General features: G+C 68.0%; 22 protein-coding genes and 1 pseudogene. 14 read left to right on the forward strand and 9 right to left on the reverse strand.

Annotation, left to right across the window (positions count from 1 at the left end; translation table 11 throughout):
- Positions 1-12: 12 nt before the first annotated feature.
- Positions 13-1,041: an extracellular solute-binding protein gene (locus tag ACJ4V0_RS14095; RefSeq protein ID WP_448300217.1), complete on the reverse strand. Its 1,029-nt coding sequence runs from the start codon at positions 1,039-1,041 to the stop codon at positions 13-15.
- Between the two features lie 32 nt (positions 1,042-1,073).
- The gene (locus ACJ4V0_RS14100) at positions 1,074-2,180 is read right to left on the reverse strand and encodes an ABC transporter ATP-binding protein (RefSeq protein WP_448300218.1); all 1,107 of its coding nucleotides are present in this window, start codon (positions 2,178-2,180) and stop codon (positions 1,074-1,076) included.
- Positions 2,181-2,331: 151 nt separating this feature from the next.
- Between ACJ4V0_RS14100 and ACJ4V0_RS14105 the strand changes: the two genes are divergently transcribed.
- From ACJ4V0_RS14105 to ACJ4V0_RS14140, 8 genes are all read left to right on the forward strand, one after another.
- Entirely contained in the window at positions 2,332-3,738 is a 1,407-nt protein-coding gene (locus ACJ4V0_RS14105; RefSeq protein WP_448300219.1) for an amidase, read from the forward strand.
- A 185-nt stretch (positions 3,739-3,923) separates the two neighbouring features.
- Entirely contained in the window at positions 3,924-4,979 is a 1,056-nt protein-coding gene (locus tag ACJ4V0_RS14110) for an ABC transporter substrate-binding protein (protein ID WP_448300220.1), read from the forward strand.
- A gap of 46 nt (positions 4,980-5,025) precedes the next feature.
- On the forward strand, positions 5,026-6,111 hold the full coding sequence (locus tag ACJ4V0_RS14115; RefSeq protein ID WP_448300221.1) for an ABC transporter ATP-binding protein: 1,086 nt from the start codon (positions 5,026-5,028) through the stop codon (positions 6,109-6,111).
- Positions 6,108-6,944: an ABC transporter permease gene (locus ACJ4V0_RS14120; RefSeq protein ID WP_448300222.1), complete on the forward strand. Its 837-nt coding sequence runs from the start codon at positions 6,108-6,110 to the stop codon at positions 6,942-6,944. Before ACJ4V0_RS14115 ends, ACJ4V0_RS14120 begins: the two co-directional genes overlap by 4 nt.
- Positions 6,941-7,741 (forward strand): ABC transporter permease, encoded by an 801-nt coding sequence (locus tag ACJ4V0_RS14125; RefSeq protein WP_448300223.1) that lies wholly within the window; start codon positions 6,941-6,943, stop codon positions 7,739-7,741. The genes ACJ4V0_RS14120 and ACJ4V0_RS14125 overlap by 4 nt, the downstream gene beginning before the upstream one ends.
- Positions 7,741-8,697: a polysaccharide deacetylase family protein gene (locus ACJ4V0_RS14130; RefSeq protein WP_448300224.1), complete on the forward strand. Its 957-nt coding sequence runs from the start codon at positions 7,741-7,743 to the stop codon at positions 8,695-8,697. Before ACJ4V0_RS14125 ends, ACJ4V0_RS14130 begins: the two co-directional genes overlap by 1 nt.
- A gap of 3 nt (positions 8,698-8,700) precedes the next feature.
- Positions 8,701-9,450: an aspartate/glutamate racemase family protein gene (locus ACJ4V0_RS14135; RefSeq protein WP_448300225.1), complete on the forward strand. Its 750-nt coding sequence runs from the start codon at positions 8,701-8,703 to the stop codon at positions 9,448-9,450.
- Positions 9,443-10,351 carry a polysaccharide deacetylase family protein gene (locus ACJ4V0_RS14140; RefSeq protein ID WP_448300226.1) on the forward strand — a complete coding sequence of 303 codons (909 nt, stop codon included), beginning with the start codon at positions 9,443-9,445 and terminating at the stop codon, positions 10,349-10,351. Before ACJ4V0_RS14135 ends, ACJ4V0_RS14140 begins: the two co-directional genes overlap by 8 nt.
- Positions 10,352-10,413: 62 nt before the next feature.
- On the opposite strand, the gene ACJ4V0_RS14145 is transcribed toward ACJ4V0_RS14140, so the two are convergent.
- From ACJ4V0_RS14145 to ACJ4V0_RS14160, 4 genes are all read right to left on the reverse strand, one after another.
- Positions 10,414-11,400, reverse strand: coding sequence for a tripartite tricarboxylate transporter substrate-binding protein (locus tag ACJ4V0_RS14145; protein WP_448300227.1), 987 nt, complete (start codon positions 11,398-11,400; stop codon positions 10,414-10,416).
- A gap of 92 nt (positions 11,401-11,492) precedes the next feature.
- A complete protein-coding gene (locus ACJ4V0_RS14150; protein ID WP_448300228.1) occupies positions 11,493-12,359 on the reverse strand; it encodes an amidohydrolase family protein in 867 nt (288 codons plus the stop codon).
- Positions 12,356-14,239 (reverse strand): feruloyl-CoA synthase, encoded by a 1,884-nt coding sequence (locus ACJ4V0_RS14155; RefSeq protein WP_448300229.1) that lies wholly within the window; start codon positions 14,237-14,239, stop codon positions 12,356-12,358. Before ACJ4V0_RS14155 ends, ACJ4V0_RS14150 begins: the two co-directional genes overlap by 4 nt.
- A gap of 99 nt (positions 14,240-14,338) precedes the next feature.
- The gene (locus ACJ4V0_RS14160) at positions 14,339-15,130 is read right to left on the reverse strand and encodes a crotonase/enoyl-CoA hydratase family protein (RefSeq protein ID WP_448300230.1); all 792 of its coding nucleotides are present in this window, start codon (positions 15,128-15,130) and stop codon (positions 14,339-14,341) included.
- Positions 15,131-15,291: 161 nt separating this feature from the next.
- On the opposite strand from ACJ4V0_RS14160, the gene ACJ4V0_RS14165 reads away from it, so the two are divergent.
- The 4 genes from ACJ4V0_RS14165 to ACJ4V0_RS14180 all read left to right on the forward strand — a co-directional run bounded on the left by ACJ4V0_RS14165 (position 15,292) and on the right by ACJ4V0_RS14180 (position 20,183).
- Positions 15,292-15,729 (forward strand): MarR family winged helix-turn-helix transcriptional regulator, encoded by a 438-nt coding sequence (locus ACJ4V0_RS14165; protein ID WP_448300231.1) that lies wholly within the window; start codon positions 15,292-15,294, stop codon positions 15,727-15,729.
- A 165-nt stretch (positions 15,730-15,894) separates the two neighbouring features.
- The gene (locus ACJ4V0_RS14170) at positions 15,895-16,638 is read left to right on the forward strand and encodes an ABC transporter ATP-binding protein (RefSeq protein WP_448300232.1); all 744 of its coding nucleotides are present in this window, start codon (positions 15,895-15,897) and stop codon (positions 16,636-16,638) included.
- 38 nt (positions 16,639-16,676) lie between these two features.
- Positions 16,677-18,998, forward strand: coding sequence for an ABC transporter permease (locus ACJ4V0_RS14175; protein ID WP_448300233.1), 2,322 nt, complete (start codon positions 16,677-16,679; stop codon positions 18,996-18,998).
- 3 nt (positions 18,999-19,001) lie between these two features.
- A complete protein-coding gene (locus tag ACJ4V0_RS14180) occupies positions 19,002-20,183 on the forward strand; it encodes an efflux RND transporter periplasmic adaptor subunit (RefSeq protein WP_448300234.1) in 1,182 nt (393 codons plus the stop codon).
- A gap of 153 nt (positions 20,184-20,336) precedes the next feature.
- Here ACJ4V0_RS14180 and ACJ4V0_RS14185 read toward each other — a convergent pair whose 3' ends face one another.
- Both ACJ4V0_RS14185 and ACJ4V0_RS14190 read right to left on the reverse strand, forming a co-directional pair.
- Positions 20,337-20,891 (reverse strand): hypothetical protein, encoded by a 555-nt coding sequence (locus ACJ4V0_RS14185; RefSeq protein WP_448300235.1) that lies wholly within the window; start codon positions 20,889-20,891, stop codon positions 20,337-20,339.
- 2 nt (positions 20,892-20,893) lie between these two features.
- Positions 20,894-22,312, reverse strand: a complete 1,419-nt coding sequence (locus ACJ4V0_RS14190) for an ethylbenzene dehydrogenase-related protein (protein WP_448300236.1) — start codon at positions 22,310-22,312, stop codon at positions 20,894-20,896.
- Between the two features lie 624 nt (positions 22,313-22,936).
- On the opposite strand from ACJ4V0_RS14190, the gene ACJ4V0_RS14195 reads away from it, so the two are divergent.
- Complete coding sequence (locus ACJ4V0_RS14195; protein ID WP_448300237.1) at positions 22,937-25,294, forward strand: Orn/Lys/Arg family decarboxylase; 2,358 nt, start codon at positions 22,937-22,939, stop codon at positions 25,292-25,294.
- 13 nt (positions 25,295-25,307) lie between these two features.
- Positions 25,308-25,865, forward strand: a complete 558-nt coding sequence (locus tag ACJ4V0_RS14200) for a GNAT family N-acetyltransferase (RefSeq protein WP_448300238.1) — start codon at positions 25,308-25,310, stop codon at positions 25,863-25,865.
- Positions 25,866-25,968: 103 nt separating this feature from the next.
- Here ACJ4V0_RS14200 and ACJ4V0_RS14205 read toward each other — a convergent pair.
- A pseudogene (locus ACJ4V0_RS14205) lies at positions 25,969-26,360 on the reverse strand (hypothetical protein); the annotation flags it as partial.

Here is a 26,360-nt window from a genome sequence, read left to right on the forward strand (position 1 = left end):
GGGGGGCGCGCCTTACTTCGTGATCTCCTTGTTGAACCGCTCGATCCAGCCGGCGCGCTGCGGATTGATCCTGGTCCAGTCGTGCGTGACCATCTTCGACAGGTCGTCGATGGACTTGACGTCCAGCGTGTCGACGAAGGTCACGTCCTTGTTGATGGGGATCATATTGTAGGGGCTGCGCTGCAGCAGGTTCTGCACCTCGGCCGAGATCGCCGTGTCGATGTACTTGTAGGCGTTGGCGACGTTCTCGGCGCCCTTCACGATGTGCAGGGTGGTCTGGAAGGTGATGGCGCCGGAGGCGGGGGTCGCGAAGGCGATGTCGACGCCGCGGCCCTTCAGGATCGCGACCGTGTTGGTGTTGGTGTACATCACGTCGATCTGGCCCTGCTGGAACAGGCCCGGCATGGCGGCCGGCGCGGCGACGGCGGCCGCCTTGGACACGGCTTTCTTCAGTTCCGCGAAGATCGGCTCCATGTTGGCCTCGGATCCGCCGAAGGCCTTGCACATCTCGATCAACGAGACCGTGCCGAAGGTCGTCTGGAAACCGGTCAGGCCGAGCCGCTCGACGAACGGCGCGGCGAAGAGGTCGGTCCAGGCCTTGGGCGGCGTCGGGAACTTCTTCGGATTGTAGGCGATGCCGACCACCTGGGCGTTGCAGGTAACGCCGTGCGACTTAATGAGGCCGGCGGGGATCTTCGCAGCATTGGTCAGCTTGGAGGCATCGATCGGCTCGAACAGGCCGGCGGCCTGGGCGGCCGCGGCCGGGCCCGGATCGAGCACGAAGCAGTCGAAGGGCGGCACGCCGCGGGCGGCGCGCACCTTGGCCACCTGATCGACGGCGAACAGGGAATCGAAGGCGATGTCGACATTCGCCGCCTTCTTCAGCGCCGGGGCTACGACACCCCGATAGGCCTCTTCCCAGGTGCCGGGATAGATGGCGGCGGTGACGCTGCCCGAGGCGCGGGCGGCGCCGGGCAGGAGGCCGGCAAGGCCGAGCGCGCTGGCGCCGGCCAGAATGTCGCGACGGTTGAGCTTGGTCATGCGGATGCTCCTCGTGTGTGGCCGGTCAGGGCTCAGGACGATGCTGCGGGAAAGAGGGACGGGCGGGCATGCGCGGCGAGAGCCGCGAATGCGGTTCCCGGTCCGGTCGAGAGAGCGCCGGGGCGGCGCGGCACCGCGACCTTGAGGGCCTCGCCGCCGGCGGCGGTGACGTCGTGGATGAGCGCGCCGCCGATGGGCAGGCTCAGCTTCAGTTCGACGGGGAAGCGATCGGGCGCCGCCTCGTCGGCGAGCGTCATCTGTTCCGGGCGAACGGAGACGAGCACCGGCGCGCCAGCCTCGAAACGGCCCTTTGACGGCAGGGTCCAGACGGCGCCGTTGTCGAGAGCGACCCGGTAGCCATTTGCCTCTACAGCCTCGATGCGCCCCTGCATCAGGTTGCTCGAGCCGATGAAATTGTTGACGAAGAGCGTCGCCGGTTCGTCGTAGATCTCCACCGGCGATCCCAGCTGCTCGATGCGGCCCTGGCTCATCACCGCGATGCGGTCGGCGATCGACATGGCCTCGTCCTGGTCGTGGGTGACCATGATGGCGGTGAGGGCGAACTGGCGCTGCAGCCGCTTGATCTCGATCTGCATGTCGAGGCGCAGGTTCTTGTCGAGCGCGGCGAAGGGCTCGTCCAGCAATAGGATGCGAGGGCGGATGGCGAGGGCCCGGGCGAGCGCGACGCGCTGCTGCTGGCCGCCGGAGAGCTGGCGCGGGTTGCGGTCGGCGAAGCCCTCCATGCGGACGGTCGCCAGCATTTCCCGGACACGGTCAGCCTGCACGGCGCGGCTCTCTCCGCGGGCGGCGAGTCCGTAGGCGATATTCTCGGCCACCGTCATGTGCGGGAAGAGCGCGTAGTTCTGGAAGACGATGCCGATCTCGCGACGGTTGGGCGGAAGCTCGTCGATAGACCGGTCGCCGATGATCACCTTGCCGTTGGTCTGCTGAATGAACCCGGCAACGATCCTGAGCAGGGTTGTCTTGCCGCAGCCCGACGGTCCGAGGAGGGCGACGAGCTCGCCGCCTTTCACCTCGAGCGTGACGTTGTCGACCGCGAGCCCCGCGCCATAGCTGTGCGTGATCCCGTCCAGCGTGAGCGGCTGGGCGGCAAGCCGGGCGGGGGCGGCGATGGTCATCGGCGGACGAAACTTTCCTGGTCGGTGTGCCCGGTCGAACCTGCAACGCCCGTGCCAAGCCGACGTCGCGCGATGAGGGCCCGCCAACCGCTTGCAAGGACGGCGCGCCTCTTGCTTGGCTGGCGCGAGCCAGTTCCGCAGGAGGTTCGCCATGCCGCTCGACATGAAAGAGGCCTTCGCCTTCTGGCCCTCGCTCGCCCGGATCGCGGCTGCCGTGAACGCGGGCAGAAGCACCGCGACGGCCGAGGCCGGGAAGGCTCTGGCGCGCATTCAGGCGCTGGACGGGGAGATCAACGCCTTCACGTCCGTGGATGCGGCGGACGTCGCCCGGCGCGCCGCGGCTGTCGATGCCCGCGTCGCGGCGGGGGAGCGGTTGCCGCTGGCCGGCGTGCCCGTGGCCATCAAGGACAATATCTGGGTCAAGGGTCGGCCGATCACGCAGGGGTCGAACCTCTTCCGCGATTTCATCGCGCCCGAGGACGCGGAGGCCGTCGCGAGACTGGTGGCGGCCGGAGCGGTCGTCATCGGCATCACCAACACCTCGGAATTCGCCGCCAAAGGGCAGACGACCAACCTGCTGCACGGCGCGACCCGCAACCCGTGGAACACGGCGACGACGCCCGGCGGCTCCTCCGGCGGCCCTGTGGCGGCGGTCGCCAGCGGCATGGTGCCGTTCGCCATCGGCACCGATGCGGGCGGTTCCAGCCGACGCCCGCCTGCCCATACCGGCCTCGTCGGTTTCAAGCCCTCCTTCGGCGTCATTCCCTATGGTCCCGGCTTCGAGGAGCCCTTCTTAGACATCTCCTGCATCTGTCCGATCACCCGGACGGTGGCGGATGCTGCGCTCGCCTTCGAGGTCATGGCGGGGCCGAGCCGAACCGACCCGCATTCCGCGCTTCTGCTGCCCGACAGCGGGGAGGAGCCTCATCGAATGCGTATTGCATACAGTCCAAAATGGGGCCTCGACGTCCCCGTGGAGCCGGACGTCGCCACGGCGATCGCCCGGTGTGCCATGCACCTGGAACAAGCCGGGTTTTCGATGGTCGCTTGCGACCCCGCATGGCCGGCCGGGGCGGCGGAAGCCGGTCTCGGTGCGATCCAGCAGAGCGGCCTCGCTGCTCTCCACGGCGAGGCCTGGACGCTGGAGCCGGGATTAATCGATCCCGATCTCGGTGCGCAGATCGCTGCGGGTCTGGGCCTTGCGGGAATCGACGTTGCGAAGGCGCTTCTCTTGTCCGAACAGGTTGCCATCACCGGCGCAAAGTTCTTCTCGGACAATAGCTTGTTGGCGGCAATCGGGCCGACGACCCCCTGTGCGGCCTGGCCTGTCGAGCAACTCGGACCGGCGACCATCGCGGGTGTTCCCGTCGGTCCGCGCGGCCATGCCGTGTTCACGCCGCTGTTCAACCATACCCGCCAGCCGGCGATCTCGATCCCCTGCGGTTCCGACGGCGCCGGTCTGCCGCTCGGCCTGCAGGTCGTCATGCCGCGGGGGCGTGACAGGGACCTGTTGCGACTGGCGGCCGCAATCGAGGCCGAACTCGCCGGAGCTGTCTGATCAGCGGTTTCACTTCCCCGGTAAAGCTGCCCCAAGGCGCGCCAGAGGTTAGCCTAAGAAATAGGCAAAATTGATGATGCCGAACCATTGATCGCTGGTCAGCGGGCGGCACGGCTCTTGCTGAACCCTCTTCCGACAACAGCGCGTGCCCGGTAGCGGCCGCGACCAGGCGAGAGGAGTTCATCATGGCAGGCATCATCCGTGACGGCATCGACCGGCGCAGTCTGCTCGCAGGCCTTGGCGCAGGCGCGGCGGCGACGCTCGGCGCCCCGTCCGTCCTGCGCGCCCAGGTGCGCGAGATCGTGGTGGGCGGCGCCGCCAGCCACAAGGCGTGGGTCGAGACGCACGTCGCGCCGCTGTTCGAGCGGAAGTACAACGCCAAGCTGACCTTCGAGGGCACCCGCTCGCTGGTGAATCTTGAGAAGATGCAGAAGAACAAGGACCGGCCCTATCTGTCCGTCGTGCAGATGGACGATCCGGTGATGATCCTGGCCGTGCGCGAGGGCCTGCTCGAGCCGATCACCGCCGCCAAGGCGTCGAACCTCGCCAAGCTGAAGCCGGGCACGGTTCACATGGACGGCCAGTGGGCGAACTATCTTCAGCCCTGGCAGGGCATCGCCTACAACACCAACGTCATCAAGACGCCACCGACCTCCTGGGCCGAGGCCTATGACCCGAAGTACAAGGGACGTATCATCATCCCTTCGCTGCAGAACACGGAAGGCCTGCCGAACCTGTTCATGGCCTCGCACCTGGCCACAGGCAAGCCGATGCCCGAGGCGACGCGCGATACCGAATCCGGCTTCAAGAAGCTGATCTCGCTGAAGCCCAACCTGCTCACCGTCTACAACCAGATGCCGCAGGCCTTCTCGCTCCTCGAGCAGGGCGAGGCGCACATGATCGTCGGAGCCTTGTCCTCCTTCGCCCTGCAGCGCCGCCTCGACGGCGCGCCACTGGGCCTCGCCGCGCCGAAGGAGGGCATCTTCCCGGTGCCGTCGGGCATCGCGGTGGTGAAGGGCGGTCCGCACCAGGATCTCGCCTTCGCCTACGTCAACGAACTGCTCGGCGCGGAGATCCAGGTGAAGATCGCGCCGCCGACCTTCGCGCTGCCGACCAATGTCGACGTGCCGCCACCGCCCGGCATGCCCACCGACGTCGCCATCCACACCCTCGACTGGGCCTTCGTCGCGGAGAACCGCAACGACTGGGTGAAGCGCTGGGACCGCGAGATGTCGATGTGACCCTGAACGGCGGGCGGCGCTCCGGCGCCGCCTGTCCGGTGCACCCATGGCAGAGACCCCCGCATTTCTCGATGTGCGCCGCGCCGCCAAGTCCTTCGGCGGGACCATGGTACTCGACGGCGTCGACCTCGGCGTCGCGCCGGGCGAGTTCGTCTCGCTGCTCGGCCCGTCCGGCTGCGGCAAGACGACGTTGCTGCGCATCGTCGCCGGGCTGCTGGCAGCCGATTCCGGCGCCATCGTCCTTGACGGCGAGGACATCTCGACGAAGCCGCCGCATCACCGCGGCGTCGGGGTCGTGTTCCAGAGCTACGCGCTGTTCCCGCACCTGACGGTCGCCGAGAACGTCGCCTTCGGGCTCGCGGCGCGCGGAGCGTCCAAGGACGAGATCAGGACCACCGTCGCCCGTTATCTCGACCTCGCCCATATGGGCGCCTTCGCCGACCGCTCGGTGCGCGCGCTGTCCGGTGGCCAGCAGCAGCGCGTGGCTGTGGCCCGCGCGCTTGCGGTCAAACCGAAGCTCATGCTGCTCGACGAGCCCTTCTCGGCGCTCGACCGAAAGCTGCGCGAGACCATGCAGATCGAGCTCAAACGCCTGCTGCGCGAGGTCGGCACCACGGCGATCTTCGTCACCCATGACCAGGACGAAGCGCTGATGATGTCGGACCGCATCGCGGTCATGAACCGGGGGCGCATCGAGCAACTCGCCGATCCCGACACCATCTACAAGAAGCCGGCGACGCCCTTCGCGCTCGAGTTCGTCGGCCTGTCCACCCGCATCGCCGGCAAGGTCGCCGCGACGACCGGCGAGGGCGAGGTGGCGGTGGACACGCCGCATGGCCGGGTGCGCGCGCCCGGCCGCTTCGTGACCGGCAGCCCGGTGCTCGTCGCTGTCAGGCCGGAGCTGATGGCCTTCGGCGAGAACACGGCCGAGAACACCATCAGGGCGAAGCTGACCGACGTCGTCTTCCAGGGCTCGCGCGTGCAGGCGCACTTCGATGCGCCGCCCGATCTACCGATCCAGATCGAGAGCGTCGCGGGCATTCCGGCAGGAATCGCGCCCGGCGCCGAACTCGCGCTGTCCTGGCGCGTCGCGGACACGCTGCTCTATCCGATGCCGGACAGGGTGGCATGAGCGCGTCGGCGCAGAAGGACCCGATCGGCTGGCTGGCGGCACCCGCCGTCGCCTATCTCGGCCTCGTCTATGCGCTGCCGCTGGTCTTCCTGCTGGCGCGCAGCGTCACCGGGCCCGAGGGCTTCACGCTCCAACTCTTCGTCCAGTTCTTTGCCGATCCCTATTCCTGGCGCGTCATCTGGAACACGCTGCGCATCGCGCTGATGACGACCCTCGTCTGCCTGCTCATCGGCTTCCCCGTCGCCATCGCCATGGCGCGCGCCAAGGGCCTGATGCAGGTGGCGCTCCTGGTGGCGATCGTCCTGCCGCTCTCTATCGGCGTCGTGGTCAAGGCCTTTGCCTGGCAGATCGTGCTGAGGCGCGACGGCGTCGTTTCCCAGTTCCTCGTCGGCACCGGCATCTGGAGCGAACCGCAGCGGCTGCTTTTCACCGAGACGGGCCTCGTCATGGGCGCGGCCAATGTCTTCCTGCCCTTCATGATCCTGCCGATCTATTCGGTGGTGAAGCTGATCGACCCGCGCCTGTCGGAGGCCGGCGCAACGCTCGGGGCGAGCCCGCTCTACCGCTTCCGCCGCATTTTCCTGCCGCTGACCCTGCCGGGGCTCGTGTCGGGGATCGCCTTCGTCTTCTCCATGTCGGTGTCGATGTTCGTCATCCCGAGCCTGCTGATCGGCGACCGCTTCCAGATGCTGGCAACGCTCACCGGCCGCTCCTTCTTGCTGATGCGCAACGAGGCGCTGGGATCGACCACGGCGGTGGTGCTGCTGGTCATGGCGGTGTCGATCGTCGTCGCCTCGTCTTGGCTGGCGAAGCGTCTGGGAGGCTCGCAATGACGGCGCTCGAGAAGGCCTCCTCCGCCCTCGTCTGGGCCGTCGCGATCTTCGCCATCGTCTTCCTGATGACGCCGCTGGTGGTGACGGTGGCGGTGTCCTTCGGCTCGTCGGCGGTCTTCACCCTGCCGCCGCCCGGCTGGTCGATGCGCTGGTACAACCAGTTGCCGGCCACGCGGGGCCTGTGGTCGTCGCTCGCGACCTCCGTGCAGATCGCCGCGCTGTCGACTCTCGTCTCGCTGGTGCTCGGCACGCTCTGCGCCATCGCGCTGGTGCGCGGACGTTTCGGGGGGCGCGAAGCCATCGCCACCTTCCTCGTCTCGCCGCTGATGCTTCCCGGCCTCGTCGTGGGCATCGCCATGCTGCAGGGCTTCAAGGCGGTCGGCCTGCGCGAGGCCTGGCCGAGCCTGCTCGTCGCCCATGTGGTGATCACCATGCCCTATGTGGTGCGCACGGTGCTGGCGGCGCTCAGCCTCTTCGACTTCACGCTGATCGACGCGGCGCGCACGCTCGGCTGTTCCTATGGCAAGGCGCTGCGCAAGGTGATGGTGCCGGCGCTCGCCCCGGCCTTCCTCACCTCGGCCATGTTCGCCTTCCTCGCCTCGATGGACAATTATCCGATCTCCATCTTCTTCACCGACGCCTGGACCAAGACTCTCCCCATCCAGATGCTGCAATATGTCGAGGAGCGCCCGGACCCGGTCATCGCCGCGATCTCGACGGGGCTCATCCTGCTGGCGGTGATCGCGCTCATCATCGGCGACAGGCTGGTCGGTCTCAGGCGCCTCGCGGATTTCTGATGCCCCCAGCGCCTTTCGTTCCCGCCACCGACCGCGACTTTCGCGGCTATGGCGCATCGCCGCCGAAGATCCGCTGGCCGGGCGACGCAAGGCTCGCCGTGTCCATCGTCGTCAATGTCGAGGAGGGGGCGGAGCTCTCGCTCGGGGCCGGGGACGAGGCCAATGAGTTCATCTACGAGGCGGTGGAGCGGATCGAGGGCTCGCGCGACCTCTGCATGGAGAGCCACTACGAATACGGCACCCGCCGGGGCTGGCCGCGCATCCGCAAGCTCCTCTCCGAGCGGGGCGTAACCGCGACGCTGAATGCCTGCGGGCGCGCCATCGCGGTGTCGCCCTGGCTGGCGGAAGAGGCGGTTGCGGACGGCCACGAGATCTCCTGTCACGGCTGGCGATGGGAGAAGCATGTCCACATGCCGGAGGCCGCCGAGCGTCAGGCCATCGGCCGCACGGTCGGCGCGATTGCCGACGCGACCGGCGCGCCGCCGGTCGGCTGGCACACGCGATCGGCGACATCCGTCAACACCCGCCGCCTGCTGATGGAGCACGGCGGCTTCCTCTACGATTCCAACGCCTACAACGACGACATGCCGTTCATGCACCACGACGGCGACCGCGACCTCGTCATCCTGCCCTATGCCTTCGACACCAACGACATGCGCTTCCAGCCGGGTGGAGGCTTCGTGCAGGCCGACGATTTCGCCCGCTACTGCATCGGCGCCTTCGACCGGCTGATGCAGGAGGGCGTGGAGGAGCCGCGCATGCTGTCCATCGGCCTGCACCTTCGCATCATCGGCCGCCCGGCGCGCATCGACGGGCTCGAGCGGCTGCTCGACCACATGGCGGCGACGCCCGGCGTCTGGTTTGCACGGCGCGACGCCATCGCCCACCACTGGCGCGCCGGCCTCGGCCTCCCGCCCTGGCAGCCGCGTCCGGCCCTTTCCGCCTTCGAGGCCTGACCGATGCGGCTGCTGATCGCCAACCCCAACACGACAGAGGCAGTGACCGACCGGCTCATGGCGGCCGCGGCGGCGGTGAAGGCGCCCGCGACGGACCTCGTCGCCATGACCGCGCCGCGCGGCGTGCCCTATATCGCCACCCGCGCCGACGCGGTGATCGGCTCGGCGGTGGCGCTGGAGATGCTTGCGGAAGCCCACCACGAGGTCGACGCGGCCGTAATCGCGGCCTTCGGCGATCCCGGCCTTGGCGGCGCGCGCGAACTCTTCGACATTCCCGTCGTCGGCATGGCGGAGGCGGCGATGCTGACCGCCTGCATGCTGGGGCGCTCCTTCGCCATCGTCACCTTCTCCGGCGGCCTCGTGCCCTGGTACAACGAGTGCCTCGACTGGAACGGGCTGCGTGGCCGATGTGCCGGCATCTTCGCGCTGCAGGGCGCCTTCGCCTCCATCGCGGATGTTCAGGACGAGAAGGAGGCGGCGCTGGTTGAACTCGCCAACCGGGTCGTCGCCGACCATATGGCCGATGTGGTCATTCTCGCGGGAGCGCCGCTGTCAGGGCTCGCACAGATCGTGCGCGACCGCGTGCCGGTGCCCCTCGTCGATGGCATCCAGGCGGCAGTGAAGCAGGCGGAGGCGCTTGCCGCGCTGAAGCCCGCCAAGGCCACGCAAGGCACCTTCCGCCGCCCTGCCGCCAAGGCCTGCACCGGCATCCCGGAGACCCTGCGCGCGCGTTTCGAGCACCGCGATGGCTGATCGGGAGATCCGCGATCTCTTCGGCTATGGCGGACGCTGGCCGGACATCCGCTGGCCGAACGGCGCGCGCCTCGCCGTCTCCCTCAACGTCAATTTCGAGGAGGGCGCGGAGCTGCAGGTCGGCGACGGCGATCCGGTGTCGGAGCGGCTCGGCGAGGTCATCAGCGTCGTCGAGCCGGGCACGCGGGACCGCGGCCTGGAGCAGATCTTCGCCTACGGCACGCGGGCCGGGCTGTGGCGCATGCTGGACGCCCTGGAGCGGACGCGTCTCGCTTCCACCTTCCTCTTCTGCGGACGGGCGGTGGAGCGGGCGCCCGATCTCGCCCGAGCCGCCACCGACCGCGGCCATGAGGCGGCCGTCCATGGCTGGCGCTGGCGGCCCCATGCCGACTATCCGACGCGTGAGGCCGAGGCGGCCGATCTTGAGCGCTGCATCGCCGTGATCGAGAGGGTCTGCGGCGCGCGGCCCGCCGGCTTCTTCTGCCGGGGCGCCGAGAGCGCCTGGACGCGCGAGTTGCTGGTCGAGAAGGGCTTTCTCTACACGTCCAACGCCTTCGACGACGACCTGCCCTACTGGGACCGGTCGGGCGCGCGGCCGCTCCTTGTCGTGCCCTATGCGCTCGACAGCAACGACATGAAGTTCTTCCACCCCAATGGCTTCGTGCGGGCGGGCGACATGGTCGACTATGTCGATGACGCGCTGGAGGTGCTGCTCGCCGAGGCGGCGCGGGGGCAGGCGCGCCTTCTCAACATCGGCTTCCACCTGCGGATCTGCGGCCGGCCGGGCCGCTTCGCCGCCTTCACCCGGATCACCGAGCGGCTAGCAGTGCTCGGCGACCGGGTCTGGGTGGCGCGCCGGGACGAGATCGCGCGAGCCTTTGCGGCACAGGTGCAGGCCTGAACACGAGCCTCCGGTCTAGCCACGGTGTGGCGGGCGGCAGAAGGCCTGCCGCCCGCTTCTTTTCACTCGTCGAGCGAGAAGCCGGAGGCCTTGACGATGGGCTCCCAGGCCTTCCGGGCGCGGTCGAGATAGGCCGCATAGTCGGGCGGCGACATGGTGAAGGGCTCCTGTCCCACGGCGCGCAGCGTGTCGCGCGTGGCCGGCACCTTCACCGCCTCCGCGACGAAGCCGGCGATCTGGGCGGCGAGCGCCGGGGGCGCACCCTTCGGCAGGAAGCAGCCGAAGGTGTCGCGCCCGGCGACCTGCGCGTAGCCCTGCTCGGCAAAGGTCGGCACGTTCGGCAGGAAGGCGGAGCGCTCCCGGTCGGTGACGCCAATGACGCGCAGCACCCCGGAGGCGACGTGCGGAACATAGTCGCCGATCGGTGTGATGGTGGAGGCGACGTGCCCGCCGAGCAGGTCCTGGATGGCCGGCGTCGAGCCGCGATAGGGCACGTGGCGGAGCTGGATCTGGGCGGCCGCCACCAGGAGTTCGCCCATGAAATGCGGCGTGGAGCCGGCAGCCGGGGAGCCGTACGCGGCCCGGCTCGGGTTGGCCTTGGCCCAGGCGACGAAGCTGGCGACGTCCTTCACCTCGGCCGGCACCATGGGGCCGACGGCCAGCGCGAAGGTCGCGTAGGTCGCAGGCGTCACCGGCGTGACGTCGGTCGCGGCGTTGTAGGCGAGCTTCTTGTAGACGCTCGGATAGATGGTGAACATCGCGTCCGGGCTGATGAGCATGGTGCGGCCGTCGGCGGGCGCTTCCATCAGGGCCTGGATGACCAGCTTGGCGGCGGCTCCCGGACGGTTCTCGACGACGAAGCTCTCCGCCAGCGTACCGCGCAGGCTCTCGGCGAGGCGGCGGGCCAGCGTGTCGGTCGGTCCGCCAGCCGGGAAGCCGACGAGGATGCGCCCGTTGCCACGGATGATCTGTGCCGGGGCGGGCAGGGTGGATGCGGTGAGCGCTGCGGCCGACAGGCCGAGCATGCGGCGGCGATTCATGGTTGTCATGGGTAGTCCTCCCTCTAGGCTCTGCGGGTCGCCGGACTCTCGTGGCCGGTCGCCCGCTGTGATATGCGCGCTTCCTCGGATGGGGCCGGCCGTCAGCCGCCGAGCCCCAGTACTTTCATGGCATTCTTCTTCAGGATCAGGTCGTGGACCTCCGGCTTGAACCCGACCTCGGCGAACTGGGCGAGCCAGCGCTCGGGGGCGATCAGGGGAAAATCGGAACCGAACAGCATCTTCGAGCGCAACTGGCCGTTGGCATACTGGACGATCTGTGGCGGGAAGTACTTCGGCATCCAGCCCGACAGGTCGATGTAGATGTTGGGCTTGTGCAGGGCCATGGACAGCGCCTCGTCCGTCCAGGGCCAGGACGGATGGGCCAGCACGATCGTCATGTCGGGAAAGTCGACGGCGACATCGTCGATGTGGATGGGCTGCGAGTACTTCAGCCGCATGCCGCCGCCGCCGCGCATGCCGGTGCCGATGCCGGAATGGCCGGTGTGGAAGATCGCCGGCAGCTTGTGGTGGGCGATCACCTCGTAGAGCTGATAGGCCATGCGGTCGTTGGGATAGAAGCCCTGGCAGGTCGGGTGGAACTTGAAGCCCTTGACAATGCCGCCCTTGATCAGGTCCTCGGCCTCGCGGGCGCCCAGCCGGCCCTTGTGCGGGTCGATGGAGGCGAAGGCGATCATGATGTCGGCATTGTCACGGGCAGCGTCCGCGATCTCGTCGTTGGGAATGCGGCGGTTGCCGATCTGCGTCTCGGTGTCCACCGTGAACATCACGAGGCCGATCCGGTGTTCGCGGTAGTGCGCGATCGTCTCGGCGATGGTCGGCCGCTTGCCGACCTTGAAATACTTGCCGGCCGCCTCTTCGTAGGGCGTCCAGAACGGATCGGCCTCCTGCCGGCAGGACACTTCGGCATGAGTGTGGATGTCGATGGCGACGAGATCGTCGACCCTCATCGGGAATCTCCTGCGGGCAAATCGAGGGCGATGACGCCGGCCGGCGGCGGCTCCGCATAGAGGGCGGCGACGAGATCGGGCCGGCGGGCCAGCACGGCCTGCTGGTTGATCGACCCCTTGTCGGTGAGTTCGCCGTGTTCCAGCGACGGCGGTTCGGCGAGGATCAGCGCCCGTGCCACGCGATTTGAGGACCCTGTGGCGGCTGCGGCAAGAGCCGCCAGCCGGCGGGTGATCTCCCCAACCAGCCCGGCATGGGCCAGGAGGGCGGGATCGCCCGGAGCGAGGCCGGCGAAGGTGGCGCAGGCCTCGCGGTCGGGGACCAGCAGCACGCCGACATGATCGCGGTCGTGTCCTGTGATGACCGTATCGCGGATCAGCGGGTCCAGGGTCGAGTTGAGCAGGTGGCGAAGGGGCCCGACGCTCACCCACGTGCCGGTGGCGAGCTTGAAATCCTCAGACAGACGGCCGTCGAAGAGGAAGCCCTTCGAGAGGTCAGCGGGATCGGCATAGGCGACGGCGTCGCCGAATTTGTAGAAGCCCTCCTCGTCGAAGACCTTCGCCGTCAGATCGGGCCGGCGCCAGTAGCCGGGCGTCACCGTTTCCGCCTTGACGCGCGCCTCGAGCTTGGTGCCGGACGGCACCAGCTTCAGCGTGACGCCCGCCATGGGAAGGCCGATGGCGCCGGCCTGCCCTGTGGTGCGCAGGTTCATGATGGCGGAAGGGGCGGTCTCGGTGGCGCCGAGGCCGGTAACGAAGGGCACATCACGACCGGCGCACTCGCGGGCGAGCGCCCGATAGCCGTCCCAGACCGGCTGGGCGAGGCCGGCGCCGGCATAGAACAGCATCTCGAGGCGGCTGAAGAAGTGGCGCGCGAAGGCGGAGTCGGCCTGAAGGTGTGGCAGCAGCGCCTCGTACCCCTTCGGCACGTTGAAATAGGCGGTCGGGGCAATCTCTCTGAGGTTGCGCACCGTCGGCAGGATGCCGCCGGCCACCGGCTTGCCCTCGTCGATGTAGAGCGTGCCGCCATGGGTGAGCACCATGCCGAAATTGTGGTTCGAGCCGAAGGTGTGGTTCCACGGCAGCCAGTCGACGAAGACCGGCGGCGCCTCGGCGAGGAAGGGGAAGCACTGCTCGAGCATGACCTGGTTGGCCATCAGCATGCGCTGGGTGTTGATCACCGCCTTCGGTTCGCCGGTCGAGCCGGACGTCAGCAGGAACTTGGCGATGGTATCGGGCCCGATGGCGGCGAAGGCGGCATCGACGCGCGGATCGTCCTCTGGCCCCTCCAGCGCGACGAGCGGCGTCACTCCCGCCGCCTCCGCATTCTGGCCGGCGACGAGCCTGCGGTCGGGGCGTGCAATGGCGGTGAGCGCCGCCTGGAACGGAACGGCGTCGGCGGTGAAGACGAGCCCTGGCGTGAGCAGGTCGAGGCAATAGGCGAGTTTGCCGAAGTCGCGGGCAACGAGGCTGTAGGGCGGCGAGATGGGCGCATAGGGAACGCCGATCATCATCGCGGCGAGCGCGACGAGCGCATGGTCGATGCTGTTGCCGGAGAGGATAGCGAGAGGGCGTTCGGCCGAGAGTTCGTGGTCGACAAGCCCGGATGCGAGGCGGCGGACCTGCCGCAGCGCCTCGCCATAGGTGAGTTCGCGCCAGGAGCCATCGACTTTCCGTTCGGCAAGGAAGGTGCGGCGCGGAGCCACCGCTGCCCAGTGCACGAGCCTGTCCGGCAGCGCGCGCGTATAGGCGTCGATCGTCTGGCGCACGGTGACGAGACGCGTGCCGTCGGCCCGATCCTCGATGAGGGGGTCGAGGCGGCCGAGCCGATTCCAGTTGTCGCCGTCGGCGACGGTCGTCTGGCGAGGTGCGACACGCGACATCGGAGCCTCCGGGGGGTGCCGTCTGCGGCTTGCGAGGCGATGGGTGGACTTGCGGAATGCACTCGGATCGGGCGGGCCGGATGGCTCGCCCGTTCCCGGTCAATCGGGCCGGGCGACCTTGGCCGCCTTCTTGGCGAGGAAGTTGCGGACGCGCGCCTTGGCCTCGGGCATGGTCTGAGCAGCGGATGCCATCAGCGCCTCGGTGAGGTAGCCGATATGCGGGTCGGCCTCGGCGATACGCGGCAGGGCATGGATCACCGCGAAACGGGTCATCTCGGCAATCCCCGCCGCCTTGCGAGCAAGGTCCATGCCGAGCGCCAGTCCCGTGCCGTCATCAACGAGGTACTGGCAGGCGCCGGCCGCCTGCGCCTCGGTGGCGGAAAGCGAGCGGCCGGTCAGCATCATATCCTGGACGAGGGGCGTTCCGATCAGCCGCGGGATGCGGACCGAACCGCCGCCGCCGAGGAAGATGCCGCGCTGGCCTTCGGGCAGCGCGAAGAAGGCGGAACGCTCGGCGATGCGGATATGGGTGGCGGCCGCCAGCTCGAAGCCGCCGCCGACCACCGCGCCGTGCAGCACGGAGACGACCGGCACGCGGCCGAACTGGATGTCCTGGAAGGCGCGGTGCCAGCCGAGCGAATGATGAATGGCGGCGGCAAGGTCCGGTTCGCCATCCACCTCGCCGAGGTCGAGGCCCGCACAGAAATGATCGCCCTCGCCGTGGATGACGACTGCGCGGATGGCAGCGGGAAAGCCGGAGACGAGCGTCTGGAGGCCTGCGACCATGGCCTCGTTCAGGGCATTGCGCTTGGCAGGCCGCGACAGCCGGATAACGGCCACCGCACCATCGGTATGAACCGACAGGCCCGGGCAGGGGGACAGATCAGGCACGGGCGCCGCTCCCACGGAACCATTATTGGTTATTGGTCATAACTATTTTCCGGGACCGTGCTTGTGTCAATGGGGCAGGGCATGTAGCGATCCGCCGTCGCGCGGCGTGGCGGCGAGCCTCGTCCGGGTGCGGTGCCGAACGCGGCGTTTCCGAGGTGGTCATGGCGCTCGATCTGGGTCCTCTCGACAGCCATGTCGGCTATCTCCTGCGCCGGGCGCAGCTGGCCGTCTTCGCCGAGATCGGTACGGGCTTTGCGGCGCATGGGATGTCGCCGGCCGACTATGCGGTGCTGACCGTGATTGACCGCAATCCCGGCGCCGGGCAGACGCAGGTGGCCGAGACCCTCGGCATCCAGAAAACCAATTTCGTTCCGCTCATCCGACGCATGGAGAGCCGGGGCCTAGTGCTCAGGACCCCCTCGCAGCGGGACCGGCGCTCCGTCGCGCTGACCCTGACCGCAGAGGGCGAGACCCTGCTCGCCGCCCTTCACACCGCCGCGCAGGCTCACGTCGACCGCGTGAGGGCCCATCTCGGCCCCGACTGCTACGATTTGCTGCTGGAACCGTTGCAGCAGCTGGCGGCGATCATGCGAAGCTGACGCCTCCGGAGCGTCGGCCGTTGCGACGCGAGGGCGCAAGGCCGTTATCTGAATTGACAACGGCCCGGTTCACGGCGCCATCCTCGCAGACTGTCATGGCTCGCGATGGAAGGCGAGTATGGATCACCCACATGCATCGTGCTTCATTGGATGGCCGGAACCGCGATGACTGCTGCTGCGCCAGGGCCTGAGGGGGGCAACGCCCGCCAACCCGTCTTCGTCGCACGTGGGCTGACCAAGGCCTACGGAAGCGGTGCGACCCAGGTTCTCGCCCTGCATGACGTCGATCTCGACATCCATGCCGGCGAGTTTGTCGTGCTCCTCGGGCCCTCCGGGTCCGGCAAGTCGACGCTGCTCAACATTCTGGGCGGCCTCGATGCGCCGACCTCGGGCAAGGCCCAGTGGCGCGACCATCTCCTTACCGGGGCGAGCGAGGCGGAACTGACCGCCTATCGCCGCGAGCATGTCGGTTTCGTCTTCCAGTTCTACAACCTCATTCCCAGCCTGACCGTGCGGGAAAACGTCGTGCTCGTCGCCGAGATTGCCGACGATCCGATGCCGGCCGAGGAAGCGCTCTCCCTCGTCGGTCTGTCGCACCGGATGGACAATTTTCCCTCGCAACTGTCCGGCGGCGAGCAGCAGCGCGTTGCGGTGGCGCGGGCTATCGTCAAGCGGCCCGACATTCTTCTGTGCGACGAGCCGACCGGCGCCCTCGACTTCGACACAGGACGGGTCGTGCTGGCGGCCCTGCAGAAAATCAACGCGGAGCTGGGGACGACCACCGTCGTGATCACCCACAACTCGGCGATCTCCGCCATGGCGGACCGCATCCTGCGCATGCGCGACGGACGCATCGTGACCGAGGACCGAAATGCGTTCCGGGTTCCGGCCGGCGAGTTGACATGGTGAGCATGCTCAACCGGAAGCTCGGCAGGGACCTTTGGCGGATGCGCTCGCAGATCCTGGCGATCGTGCTTCTGGTCGCCTCGGGCGTCGCCGTCTTCGGCATGTCGTTGTCGAACTACATGACGCTGCTGGCGATGCAGCAGCGGCACTATGAACACGAGCGCTTCGGCGATCTGTTCGTCCAGGCGAGGCGCGCGCCGCTGCCGCTGGCTGCCCGGCTGGCGGAAGTCGACGGTGTCGCCGCCGTCGAAGCCCGCATCGTCCAGCCGGCGCGCGTCGACCGTCCTGATTCAGACCTCGCGATCGGCGCGCGCATCGTCTCGATTCCCGCCCGCCAGCAACCCGAGCTGAACCGGCTGCGCCTCGTTTCCGGCCGCTGGGTCGATCCGGGTCGGACCGACGAGGTCATTGTCAATATTGCCTATGCGGAGGCCTGGCATATCCGGCCCGACGATACGATCGACGTGATCCTCAACGGCCGGCGGCAGCAGTTTCGCGTCGTCGGCACGGCGATGTCGCCGGAATTCGTCTTTGTCTCGCGACCCGGCCTGCCGCTCCCCGACGACCGGGCCTACGCCATCATCTGGGCGGGCAGGTCCGCGGTGGAGGCTGCCTTCGACATGAGCGGCGCGTTCAACGACCTCGTCGTCCGCCTGACACCGGAGGCGCACGCGGCGGCCGTGGCCGCGGAGGTGGACCGGCTGCTCGAGCCCTATGGCGGCGGCGGCGCCATCACCCGTCGCGACCACGCCTCCCACCGTTTCGTCGAGGACGAACTGGCCGAACAGCGCACCATGTCGATCGTCGTGCCGCTGATCTTCCTCGGCATCGCCAGCTTCCTCCTTCATGTGGTCATGGGGCGTCTGGTGGAGGTCCAGCGCGAGCAGATCGCAGCTCTGAAGGCGCTCGGCTATGCCAACGAGCAGATCCTCCTGCACTACCTCAAGTTCGCCGCCGTCGTGGTCCTGCTGGGTGTCATTGCCGGAGCTGGCCTGGGGGCGTGGCTCGGATCGCTGATGATCGAGACCTATCGCCCCTTCTTCCGCTTCCCCGACTGGAGCTTCGAGTTCCGGCCGTGGATCCCGCTTGCGGCGGGTGTTCTGGCCTTCGCCGCCGCGGCGGCCGGGATCTGGACGGCCGTGCAGCGCGTGGTGCTTCTGCCCGCGGCGGTGGCCATGCGGCCCGCCGAGCCTGTGGCAGCCCGTGTCGGCCGCATCACTCGCCTCCTTACCGACCTCGTGCCTGGCCCGCGCTGGCGCATGGTCGTGCGCAGCATCGCAGGACGGCCGCTCCGCTCGCTGATGACGATGGTCGGTCTGGCCTTTGCGGTTCCGCTGGTCGTCATGGGCCTGTTCTGGTGGGACGCCCTCGGCACGATGATCGAGGTCAATTTCGAGCGCATCGAACGCGGCGACATCCAGGTCACGCTGTCCCAGCCCGCCGGCATCCGCGCCGTTCGCGAACTGGCGGCGGTCCCCGGTGTCCATCACGCCGAGGGCCAGCGTATCGTCGCGGCGCGTCTTCGCTACGGACATCGCAGCTATCGGCTGGCGCTGCAAGGCCTGCCCGCCGACGGTGTACTGAAGCGACCGCTCGACAGTTCCCTCCAGCCCATTCCCATTCCCGCCGACGGCCTGGTGCTGTCGCGGCGGCTGGCGCAACACCTCGACGTCAGGCCGGGCGAGGAGGTCATCGTCGAGGTGCTGGAGGGAGGCCGCCCGCTGCGGCGTGCTCCGGTCGTGGGCCTTGCCGACGACATTCTCGGGTTCAACGCCTATACCGAGATCGCCTCGCTCAACCGCCTGATGCGCGAAGCCGATCTCGTCAACGCCATCGTGCTCTCCGCCGATCCCGCCGGGGCCGATGCCGTGCAGCGCCGCCTGCAGGCCTTTCCGCGGATCGAGGCGGTCACGTCGCGGCGCGCCACGCTTGCGGCGTTCAACGACAAGATCACCGGTCTCCTGACCATCAGCGCCGTGGTCCTGACCTGTTTCGGCATTCTGATTGCCGTCGGCGTGGTCTACAATGCGGCACGGGTCGCGTTCCAGGAGCATGCCTGGGAGCTGGCGAGCCTTCGCATCCTCGGGTTCACCCGCCGGGAGGTCTCACAGGTGCTGTTCGCCGAACTGGCTCTGATGACCCTCGTTGCCGTGCCGCTGGGCCTCGTCCTGTCGCGGTGGCTGATCGCTCTCATCTTCGCCCTGCGCGAGAACGAAAGCTTCGACCTGCCGGCGGTCGTCCACCCGGCGACCCTCGGCTATGCCACGATCATTGTGATCGTGGCCGTGGCGGCGAGCGCGATAGGCGTTCGGGGTCGGGTCGACCGGATGGATCTTGTCGCCGTTCTGAAGACCAGAGACTGACGCATGGGCCGGACCCGCATTCTCGTTTCCCTGCTCGCGGGCTTCGCCGTCATCGGCGCCGGCTTCTGGGCCTTCACGCCCCGGGCCATCCGGGTGGAGACGGCGGCGGTGACCTCGGGTCGCTTCACGGCGACCGTCGAGGAAACCGGGCGCACGCGGGTGCGCGATCGCTACGTCGTCTCCTCTCCGATGGCCGGCCGGCTGATCCGGCCCGCGCTGCGCCCTGGTGATGCGGTCGAGCAAGGTCAGACGATCGCGACACTCAGAGCCAGCCCCTCGTCGCTGCTCGATCCGCGTGCCCGCCAGGAACTCGAGGAGCGGATCGGCATGGCCGAGGCCTCGCTGGAGGAAGCCTCCGCCGCGCAGGATCGCGCCCGCGTGCTGCTGGCTCGCGCGCGCACTGACCTCGATCGCACCCGCCAGCTCCGGGCGACGGGCGCTGCCGCACTGGCCCAGTTCGAACGCGATACCTTCGCCTTCGAGGCGGCCGAACGGGACCTCGTGGCTGCCGACCGGCGCCGGCATGCCGCGGAACATGCGGTGGCCCAGATGCGGGCGCTGATTCGTCCCGGAGGTGAGGGCAACGGCGACACCGTCACGCTGAACGCTCCCGTGGCCGGCCGGGTGCTGAAGGTCGTCCAGGAGAGCGAGGGCGCCGTCGCTGCCGGCGCCCCGCTGATGGAAATTGGCGATCCCCTGGACATCGAGGTCGCCGTCGACCTCCTGACGACCGTCGCGGTCCGCCTCCGCGAGGGCGCACCGGTCTCCATCAGCGGTTGGGGCGGGCCGACGCCGCTGCCCGGCCGGGTTCGCCGGGTCGAGCCTTCCGGCTTCACCAAGCTTTCGGCCCTCGGCGTCGAGGAACAGCGGGTCTGGGTGCTGATCGACATTGTCGCCCCACCCGCCCAGCGTGCGGCGCTGGCCGACGGTTTTCGCGTCGAGGTGACCATCACGCTCGACGAGATCGAAGGGGCGACGCTGATTCCCGCCGGAGCCCTGTTCCGGCGCGGCGACGACTGGTTCGTCTTCGTCTCAGCGGGAGGGCGGGCCCAGCTGCGGCGCGTCCAACTGCAACAGCGGTCGGGCCGCACGGCGGCCGTCGCTGCGGGGGTGTCGCCCGGCGAGCGGGTCATCGTCTATCCGCCGTCAGCGGTCGCGGACGGAAAGTCCGTGCGCGACCTCTAGGGTCGCGGTGGGATCGCGGCGGTTCGGGCATCTGCCCGCGGTTCGGCCGTCGGTGACCGGCGCTTGGACCCGCGATCAGGAATGATGCCCGGTAGCCTTTTCCACCCCCTCGTTTGGAAGTGTCGAGGGCTACCGGGAAGTCAGGCTCCCCCCTCACGCGACCGCGGCGCGCCGGCCCCAGAGACCGAGCGCGACCAGAGCGATCGCCGACACCACGATCAGCGCGAGAGTCGCGTCCGGCACATAGTAGGTGGTGTAGATTTCCCACCCCATGAGCCGCAGCGCCTTTGACGCGGCGGTCGGCGTTCCCATGAGGTGACCGCCGATCGAGCCGGTGATGGCGAGCAGGAGTCCGCCGACGCCGGCCAGCCCTAGCATCACCCAGCGGGTGACACCCTCCCAGATCGCCGGACCCTGCACCCAGCGGGTAACGAGGAGAAGCGTCCAGTAGGCAACGGTCCAGGCGGCGGCGAGCACGTGGTTGCGGGCGAGGGGGCTCGAGAGCGAGGCCTCCAGCGGCCAGACGAGCAGGCCGACCGAGAACGCGGCGACCGCCGACAGGACACCCAGGGTAAGCAACGGCACCAGCGCCCGGTCGGTCGCAAGCGCCAGCGGCCCGTCGGAGAGCGCGCGCAGGGCAATCACCAGCGTGGCGGTGACCAGAAGCGCGATCGGAAAGTGGACGACGACGGCGTGATAGGGACCCATGATCAGGCGCCTTTCCGGCTGAGGAGTGTGTTGAGCGCGAAACCGAACGCCGCGATCAGCAGCAGTCCGGCAAGCAGGGTGAAGGCCCACTGACGCTGGATCGGGGCGTTGAACTCCATCTCGATCCCGTAGTGGGCGAGCTGGTCCTCGCTATGGCGATAGCGCACCGGCACACCGGCCCTGACATTGCTGGCCCCGGCATGACGGGTGCTGTTGACCAGCGCCCAGTTCACCTGGCCCGGATAGAACAGCGTGACGTCGAGCGGCGGCTGCTGCCAGCCGGGCGTCTCGCCCTCGAAACGGGCCGCCTGGATGGTGGCATCGCGTCCAAGGCCGAGGGTCACCGGCAGCGACACATAGTGCCAGCGGCCGCCGGTCGCCTCGCGGTGGATGGCGAAGGCGAGCTGGTAGAGGCCCCGCTCGACGAAGATCTTGTCGTCGCGCGGGTTGCCCGTATCCATGCGACGGCTGAGCGTGACCTCCCAGAAGCCATCGGTCCAGCGGGCCCGGCCGTTGACCGCGATATCGGCGCGCGAGCCCTGGCTCGTCCGCAGGACGCGCCGCGGGATGGTGTCGCCGTCGCGCCAGGCGAGGGCGGGATCGAACGGCACTGCCTCGTCCTCGCGCAGGGCATAGACGTCGTCCTGCCCGATGCGGCCTTGGACGATGTCGTCGAAGTTGAGCGCCGAGCGCTGCACCCGGGCCGGGTTGAACATCAGCCGCGGCTGGCGCTTGGCGGAATCCCAGTTGGTCGTGTAGGCGCCGCGGCCAGCATCGCTGAGCCGGCCGGCTGCCACCATCTGGTCGTCGGAGACGCCCATCGGACTGGAGCGGTTGGCGCGCCAATGCCAGAGATCGAGGAAGTAGCCCGCTGAGATCAGTGCCTGCTGGTCGGCTTCCGGCAGCGTCGAGGACCAGTCGTTGATGTTCGACCGCGTGCCCGGCAGGTACTTCGTGCCCTCGTCGAGGCCGAGCCGCTGTCCGAGATAGGGATGCGCCTGAACCTCCTGGCCGGGCACCTCGCTGGCGGTCCCGGCGAGCCGGTGGCCGATGGCGATATAGCCGCCATACCGGCCGAACTCGGGCACGCGACCGTCGTCGACCATCATCGCGACGCGGTCTTCGTGCAGTCCGTCCGGCTGCGGGCCGGCGACGGCCCTGCCTCGCACAACCCAGGCCTTTCCGTCATAGCGCAGGACATCGTGGAAGATGCCCGGCCGCGGCGAGGGCCAGCGGTAGCGGAAGAAGATGGTCGTCCCGTTGTAGGCCGCCTGCACCTGCAGGGGCACGGTCAGCGCCTGCGGAATGGAGATGTGACGCGCGGGGTCGTTGTGCACGACACCCCTGCCGTGGGTGAGCCAGGACACGCCGAGCACCCCGATGAATAGGGCAACGGCGGCATAGATCGCTGTTCGTTTCATGTCTCTCCCCCCCGCGGCATGCGCCCATGACGCATCCGTCAATTCGATTGTTGTCCCGCGACAAGTTTCGGCCCCGGCCGGCTGTCCGCGCGCGATCGCGTCCGTGACGGTCGCTGCCGTCGTCTATGGTTACTGCTTGCGGGGACGCTTGCGCGCAGGACCTCACGGCCCGTCCGCATGCCCTCGCTGTCAAGGGCGTCACCGGAACGCCGGTGCTTCTTGCCGTAACGGCGGAGCCGATGCGCTCCATCGGCACCCTGTACAGCAAAGGTGTTCCTGTACGGCCGGGGTCACACTGATTCAGATCAAGCCGCCTCCCTCGTCAGATCAAGTCGTCGTCCTGCGCTTCGATCGACGCGGCCCTGCGTCTCCGGATCTTTGCTGGTGCGCGACTGTCGATCGCGTGACCGACAGGAAAGACACCGTCGAAGGGCACGCTTGAACTGCGCTTCGCGCCCCCATAGTGATCGCTGCGAGCCGGGCGCTGCCTGCCGCTCACTCGGTCTCTGCACATCAGCCGTCGGCCCGAGGCACGGGGCCATCGTTTGCCGGGGGGCTCGATTCCGTCACCTTGCTGACACGAAAGGCTTCGACAGATCGTTCGAACCGGAGCATGAGCCCTCAATGGACTATTTCAAGCGATTCAATTTCCTGTTCGCGACGCCCGCCTTCGACGAGCAGGATCTCGAAGGTCAGCGCTTCCATCAGATCGTCGACCAGATCGAGCGATCCGGCTTCGAGGTGGTCAGGGCGCCGAAGCTGGAAGACGCGGAAATCGCGGTTCAGACGGACGCCGCCATCGGCTGCATGGTGGTCGACTGGGGCAAGAAGGGCCTTGAGGGCCGCACTTCGGCGCTGATCAACCTCATGCGGCGGCGCGGCCTCGACTTCCCCGTCATCCTGCTGATCCGCCGCAAGCGCTTCGAGGACCTGCCCGTCGAGGTGCTCGACTTCATCGACGGCTACGTTTTCCTCTCCGAGGAGACGCCTGCCTTCATCGCGAAGAACCTCATCAGCCGACTGAAACAATATGCCGAGACGCTGAAGACGCCCTTCTTCGGCCAGCTCGTCGACTATGCCGAGGAGGGCAATCAGCTGTGGACCTGCCCGGGCCACAACGGTGGCGTCTTCTACAGCCGCAGCCCCATCGGCCGGGTGTTCATGGAGCATCTGGGTGAGGCGGTGTTCCGCGACGATCTCGACAATTCCGTCCTCGATCTCGGTGACCTTCTGACTCACGAGGGGCCGGCCCTGCAGGCGCAGAAGGAGGCGGCCAAGATCTTCGGCGCGGAGAAGACCTATTTCGTTCTGAACGGCACCTCGTCGTCCAACAAGATCGCGCTCGGCGCCCTGGTGACGGACGGCGACCTCGTCCTGTTCGATCGCAACAACCACAAGGCCGCCCATCACGGCGCGCTGATGATGGCAGGCGGCATCCCGGTCTATATCCCGACGACGCGCAACGCCTGGGGGCTGATCGGCCCCATGTGCCACGACGCATTTGACGAAGACGCCTTGCGCGAGCGCATCCGTACCCATCCGCTGGTCAAGGATCCGGAGGCCTGGAAGAAGCCGCGGCCGTTCCGCGTGGCTGTCGTCGAGCAATGCACCTATGACGGCACGATCCACAACGCGGAGATCATCCTCAAGCGCATCGGGCACCTCTGCGACTACATCCTGTTCGACGAGGCCTGGGCGGGCTTCATGAAGTTCCACCCGCTCTATGCGGGCCGCTTCGCCATGGGTCTCGGCGAGCTGGGACCCGATGCCCCGGGCATCATCGCGACACAGTCGACGCACAAGCAGCTCGCGAGCTTCTCGCAGGCCTCGCAGATCCACATGAAGGACCGACACATCAAGGGCCAGAAGCGGCGCGTCGAACATCGCCGCTTCAACGAGAGCTTCATGCAGCACGCCTCGACCTCGCCCTTCTATCCGCTCTTCGCCTCACTCGACGTCGGCGCACAGATGATGAAGGGCCGCTCGGGCGTCGTCCTGTGGGACGACACGATCCGGCTGGGCATCGAGCTGCGCAAGAAGATCCGGGCCGTCAGGCGCGAGTTCGAGGAGAAGGAACAGCGCCCCGAGAGGCGCTGGTTCTTCGAGCCCTTCGTGCCGGACCGGGTGAAACTCCCCGATGCGGCCCGCGAAGGCGCATTTCACGATGTCGCATGGGAATCGATCAGCACCGACCAGCTCGTCGCCGATCCCTCCTTCTGGGAACTCGCTCCGGGTGCCGGCTGGCACGGATTTCCGGACATGGCGAAGGGCTTCGCGATCACCGATCCCAACAAGCTGACCCTTCTGACGCCCGGTTTCGACCGCGCGACGGGCGGATATGCCGACCATGGCATTCCCGCGCCCATCGTCGCCCAGTTCCTGCGCGAGAACCGCATCGTGCCGGAGAAGAACGACCTCAACTCGCTGCTCTTCCTTCTGACCCCCGGCGTCGAGGCCAGCAAGGCCGGCACGCTCGTCAGCGGGCTCGTCGCCTTCAAGAGGCTGCACGACGACAATGTGACCATCGAGGAGGCCATCCCCGAGTTCTTCCGACGACGGCCCCAGCGCTATGCCGGCGTCCGTCTGCGCGACCTCTGCGCCGAGATGCACCGCTTTTTCCGCCAGGCCGATGTGAGCGCCCTTCAGGCGCGGCAATTCTCGCTGGACCATCTGCCGGACATGGCCATGTCGCCGCACGACGCCGCGCGGTGTCTCGTGCGCAATGACGTCGACTACCTGCCGATCGACCGGATTGCCGGCCGCATCGCGACGACGCCCTTCGTGGTCTATCCTCCCGGCATCGCGACCGTGGTGCCGGGCGAGCGGCTGACCGAGAAGGCGCAGCCGATGATCGACTACCTCAAGATGTTCGAGACCTGCTTCAACACGTTCCCGGGCTTCGAGGTCGAGATCCAGGGCGTCTATCGCGAGGTCGACGAGGCGGGCCGCATCCGCCTCCACACCTACGTCGCCGCGGAATAGGTCGGAGCCGACCATGTCCGAGCTCCTCCCCATCACCGTCAGGCCTTCGCGCGATTCCGACGTCGAGGACATGCTGGCGATCTACCGGCATCATATCCGACGTGGCATCGAGGAAGGCGTCGACGATGCGGATACGCTGGAACCCGACGACCTGCGGGAACGGCGCAAGAACTTCCGCACCCGGCGCTATCCGCATCTGGCTGCAACCATCGGCGGCCGCGTCGTCGGCTATGCCTATGTCGTGCTGTTCCGCAAGCGGCCGGCCTATCGCTACACCGTCAAGCATTCGATCTATGTGCATCACGACCATCTCGGGCAGGGCATCGGAAAGGCCCTGCTGAAGGAGATGATCGACGCCTGCGCGGCCGCCGGTTTCCGCCAGATGATCGGCTATGTCGATGCCGACAACGCCGCCTCGCTCGGGCTCCACGAGAGCTTCGGCTTCATCCGCGTCGCCCATCTGCCCGGCGTCGCCTATCGCTATGGACGCTGGGCCGACAGCGTCATGGTGCAGCGCTCGCTCGGACCCGGCACCACGACACCCCCGCCGCCCTTGCCGCTGTCACGCTGACGGGCGCAGGCATTTCGTCGTCCAAGATGTCAGGCGGCGTCTGCGGGGAGGAGCATCGCGGCTATCGGCTGCCGTCCGAAGCAGGCCTCCGGCATGTGGACAGCTACCTCGGCACGGGCGGCTCGGTGTTCGTGTCAAGAAGCTGGACGATGGCCCTGATGACCTGCGCCATCGCGAATGGCTTCGGCAGGAGAATGCTCCGCGGGACCCCCCGGGAGGCCCACTCATCCGCGCTGGCTCCCGTCATGTAGATGACCGGCAGTTCCGGTTTCCCGTTGCGAGCCTTTTCAGCGATATCCCACCCGTTGGCGCCGGTGACACCGAGATCGATGTCGGTCACGAGCGCCAGGATCAATTCCAGGTCCGTCTGTGAAATCGCGTGCAAGAACCACCCCCTGCTGGGCTGGTTTCGCGTCCAATAACCACCCCTGCTGAGGCCATAGCGCACGATCCTTTCCGTTTTCGGGAAGGGTCCAGGGATGACGGGTGTGGAGA

The organism is Phreatobacter aquiterrae (assembly GCF_053471285.1).

Bases quoted from the DNA above. Each gene is read 5' to 3' on its own strand.
- ACJ4V0_RS14095 (WP_448300217.1), bottom strand. From the start codon at position 1,041: ATGACCAAGCTCAACCGTCGCGACATTCTGGCCGGCGCCAGCGCGCTC.
- ACJ4V0_RS14100 (WP_448300218.1), bottom strand. From the start codon at position 2,180: ATGACCATCGCCGCCCCCGCCCGGCTTGCCGCCCAGCCGCTCACGCTG.
- ACJ4V0_RS14105 (WP_448300219.1), top strand. From the start codon at position 2,332: ATGCCGCTCGACATGAAAGAGGCCTTCGCCTTCTGGCCCTCGCTCGCC.
- ACJ4V0_RS14110 (WP_448300220.1), top strand. From the start codon at position 3,924: ATGGCAGGCATCATCCGTGACGGCATCGACCGGCGCAGTCTGCTCGCA.
- ACJ4V0_RS14115 (WP_448300221.1), top strand. From the start codon at position 5,026: ATGGCAGAGACCCCCGCATTTCTCGATGTGCGCCGCGCCGCCAAGTCC.
- ACJ4V0_RS14120 (WP_448300222.1), top strand. From the start codon at position 6,108: ATGAGCGCGTCGGCGCAGAAGGACCCGATCGGCTGGCTGGCGGCACCC.
- ACJ4V0_RS14125 (WP_448300223.1), top strand. From the start codon at position 6,941: ATGACGGCGCTCGAGAAGGCCTCCTCCGCCCTCGTCTGGGCCGTCGCG.
- ACJ4V0_RS14130 (WP_448300224.1), top strand. From the start codon at position 7,741: ATGCCCCCAGCGCCTTTCGTTCCCGCCACCGACCGCGACTTTCGCGGC.
- ACJ4V0_RS14135 (WP_448300225.1), top strand. From the start codon at position 8,701: ATGCGGCTGCTGATCGCCAACCCCAACACGACAGAGGCAGTGACCGAC.
- ACJ4V0_RS14140 (WP_448300226.1), top strand. From the start codon at position 9,443: ATGGCTGATCGGGAGATCCGCGATCTCTTCGGCTATGGCGGACGCTGG.
- ACJ4V0_RS14145 (WP_448300227.1), bottom strand. From the start codon at position 11,400: ATGACAACCATGAATCGCCGCCGCATGCTCGGCCTGTCGGCCGCAGCG.
- ACJ4V0_RS14150 (WP_448300228.1), bottom strand. From the start codon at position 12,359: ATGAGGGTCGACGATCTCGTCGCCATCGACATCCACACTCATGCCGAA.
- ACJ4V0_RS14155 (WP_448300229.1), bottom strand. From the start codon at position 14,239: ATGTCGCGTGTCGCACCTCGCCAGACGACCGTCGCCGACGGCGACAAC.
- ACJ4V0_RS14165 (WP_448300231.1), top strand. From the start codon at position 15,292: ATGGCGCTCGATCTGGGTCCTCTCGACAGCCATGTCGGCTATCTCCTG.
- ACJ4V0_RS14170 (WP_448300232.1), top strand. From the start codon at position 15,895: ATGACTGCTGCTGCGCCAGGGCCTGAGGGGGGCAACGCCCGCCAACCC.
- ACJ4V0_RS14175 (WP_448300233.1), top strand. From the start codon at position 16,677: ATGCGCTCGCAGATCCTGGCGATCGTGCTTCTGGTCGCCTCGGGCGTC.
- ACJ4V0_RS14180 (WP_448300234.1), top strand. From the start codon at position 19,002: ATGGGCCGGACCCGCATTCTCGTTTCCCTGCTCGCGGGCTTCGCCGTC.
- ACJ4V0_RS14185 (WP_448300235.1), bottom strand. From the start codon at position 20,891: ATGGGTCCCTATCACGCCGTCGTCGTCCACTTTCCGATCGCGCTTCTG.
- ACJ4V0_RS14190 (WP_448300236.1), bottom strand. From the start codon at position 22,312: ATGAAACGAACAGCGATCTATGCCGCCGTTGCCCTATTCATCGGGGTG.
- ACJ4V0_RS14195 (WP_448300237.1), top strand. From the start codon at position 22,937: ATGGACTATTTCAAGCGATTCAATTTCCTGTTCGCGACGCCCGCCTTC.
- ACJ4V0_RS14200 (WP_448300238.1), top strand. From the start codon at position 25,308: ATGTCCGAGCTCCTCCCCATCACCGTCAGGCCTTCGCGCGATTCCGAC.